Genomic DNA, 2,987 nt, shown 5'->3' on the forward strand with positions numbered 1-2,987 from the left:
CCTCGTTGCAATTTTGCACAAGCCAAAGAGATTACCAATATAAACCTGCCGTTTACATCTATTTTCTCAAGGGAATAAGCGACAATGTACCGAGATAAAGCTGAGTGATATAGCAAGACCTCACCATTTCAGGTGATAAATGACAGTTTACCAATAGAGAAGATACTCCTCATATTCTCAATGAGATATTTCATTTTATGGTGGAAAATGAATTCGCAAGTAACGCACTACGCTCATCATAAGACGCTAGTTTATGGGGGCTAACGAACCTGAATATAAACTTTATTCTTAACTTTGATTCAACACTATTTCATTTCAATTTTCAGATAGAAACTCACCTTATCAGTTAGAACATAAGCACCATTAAAAACACAAGATAATATTCAGTAATGCACTGTTGATAATTAACGAGGAGAAGGAGTTATCCGCCCTCTCCTCTTTGGGAGTGAAATTACGCCATCTTATTTGGCAGGAACTACAACCCAGGGGCCGCCTTTGGCGGGATCATCCCCCTGTGTCCACCATTTGGCCTGATAGACGGCTCCCTTGTAGCTCACCTTGCTGCCCGCGGTGTAGACCTTGGTCGCTTCCCAGGCCGGGTTGCCACCGATGGGGGGTTCGCTCGGATCGACCGGCGGTGGAGTCAGTTTGTCCACGATACGCACTTTCGGCCAGTTGGCGTGGGAGCCGTAGAAGTTGGTCACGCACTTCTCGTAATCACCCGGCACCAGCGCAGAATAAGCGGTCTGAAAGCCCACCAGCTCGCACTCGAAGGAGTAACCGCCCGGGCGATCCGGATAGTATTTCCAGTTGCCATCCCAGTTGGTGTAGAGCACGTCGGTAGCGCCGTTAAGATTGAGGCTGCCATAGGGAGTCTGCTGCCAGCAGGTGTTCTTCTCATCCGCCTTGATCGGGATCTGGTAGTGGTTGGCCAGCCCTTCCCAGTAGCGAATACGGTTGACCGGCTGCCCCTTGTCCTTGTTCTGCTCGCCACACTCGATGCCGCCGTTGATGACGTTGATGGTTGTGCCAAAGCCATAGCCGATACCGGCGTCAGCTTCCCGTTTGGAGGGTACCCAGGTACGATCAATCACGTGTAGCATGGCCGGTTTCGGGGCCTGCGGGGTGAGGAAAAACCAGATGGCAGAAGCGAGGTTAAGCCAGGAGTCCGCCACCAGACCCGGGTTGTTGAGCAGCACGGAGGCATCGCCATCAAACATCGCCTCGGAGAAGGCGCCGTAGTTAAAGTGGTAAGAAAGCTGCTTGGCGCCGCGGCCGAAGTACCCCTGACCCGTGCTGCAGGGCCACTTCTTGTTCTGCCAGTCGTTCTGGCCACAGCCGGTGGTATAACCGGTCTGTCCCTCTGACCAGCCCATCTCCCGCACATGCACCAGCGCCTGTTGCCACTCCTCCAGCCCCAGCGGGTTATCGGAGACGTTCTCCTTGGCAATATGGCCACCGGTCTCCTGAGAGAAGTGGGCAAAGGCGGTCACAATGGATTTTTTACAGATCGCATCAGAGTCGCGACCGTCGGTATATTCGCCACAGAACGCAGGGAATTTACCGATGGCTCGCAAGAAGCGGACATAAGTATATTCCGGCGCTGCCATCTGGGTTAAATATTCCCATTCAGATTGGGGAAATACCCGTTCAACCCGTTTTACGTTGTCAGGATTGCTTGCCAGACCCGGTTCAATGGCATCAACGATTTTATTTGACCGGGTCGCCAATCAGGGCAAGATCGCGAACGTTTTTTAAGCAGGGCACGAGGATTTGACCGACCGAACAGGGTGTGATCTTATACTCTCTTTTACGGGAGTTTCGTCATGAACCATCAAGCGGCATTTACCCAATTCTTCTCCGAACTTGAAGACCCTCGTCAGACAACCAAAATCGCGTACCCCTTCTTCGATGTGGTTTTTCTCACCGTCTGTGCTGCTATTGGTGGAGCTCAAGGTTGGGAAGATATCGAGCTTTTCGGCGAGGCACATCTGGAATGGTTTCAGCGTAATGGATTGTTTCATAACGGATTACCTGTTCACGACACCATAGCCAGGATCATCTCCCGTATTCAACCGGAGCAATTCCAGAACGCCTTCGTCCGCTGGATGCAAGCAACATCAGAACGTACCGATGGTGAGCTGATTGCCATTGACGGCAAGACCTTACGCAGCTCTTACGACCGAGACAGTCGTCAGTCTACCATTCATATGGTCAGTGCCTTTGCCGCTGAGAATCGTCTGGTGCTCGGGCAAGTCAAAACAGATGAGAAATCTAACGAAATCACCGCCATTCCTGAATTACTGGCACTCCTCGATATAAAAGGCTGCCTGGTATCCATCGATGCCATGGGCTGCCAGACTGGAATAGCCTCAACCATAGTCAAGGGCGGTGGCGACTACTTGCTGGCGGTAAAAGGTAACCAGCCCACACTGCATAATGCAGTACGCGCAGCTCTGGCCGAGTCGACCAAGAAGCCGCTGAGTGAAGAAACGCTCAGTGTCGAGAAAGAGCACGGTCGCATCGATGGCCGCGAGTACCATGTGTTACCAGCCGGAGCACTATCAGAGCAATTTCCAGAGTGGAAATCGCTGAAGACTGTCGGTGTCGCAATATCCTATCGAATTGAAAATATGGAAAAATTTTCGATGGAGTATCGCTACTACATCAGCTCGGCTGAACTGACACCAGAGCAGTTTGCTTCAGCGGTACGAGGGCACTGGGCAATTGAAAATAGCCTGCACTGGGTTCTGGATGTCGTGATGAATGAGGATGCCTGCCAGATATATCGAGGTGATGCCCCTCAAATATTGGCCTGTGCACGACACATGGCGCAAAACATGCTGCGAGCCGAAACCAGCCGTAAGGCAAGCTTGCGGAAGAAGCAGCAATTTGCGGGCATGAGCAGCCCATATCTGGAAAAGGTATTGGATTCAGGGCTGGCTGAATTGAAGTCAATTTAACAATATGTTCACGCTCTCGCCCTG

The 2,987-nt window shown here is 51.4% G+C and carries 1 protein-coding gene and 1 pseudogene; one reads left to right on the plus strand and one right to left on the minus strand.

All coding sequences use genetic code 11. The features are described 5' to 3' along the window. Positions 1-461 precede the first annotated feature (461 nt). Positions 462-1,730: pseudogene (locus AB5Y84_RS10620) on the minus strand (chitinase); the annotation flags it as partial. Positions 1,731-1,826: 96 nt separating this feature from the next. Between AB5Y84_RS10620 and AB5Y84_RS10625 the strand changes: the two are divergent. Continuing rightward, positions 1,827-2,963 (plus strand): ISAs1 family transposase, encoded by a 1,137-nt coding sequence (locus AB5Y84_RS10625; RefSeq protein ID WP_024943479.1) that lies wholly within the window; start codon positions 1,827-1,829, stop codon positions 2,961-2,963. Positions 2,964-2,987 lie beyond the last annotated feature (24 nt).

The organism is Aeromonas sp. s11, assembly GCF_040907945.1.
In the GTDB taxonomy this organism is placed as follows: domain Bacteria; phylum Pseudomonadota; class Gammaproteobacteria; order Enterobacterales; family Aeromonadaceae; genus Aeromonas; species Aeromonas veronii.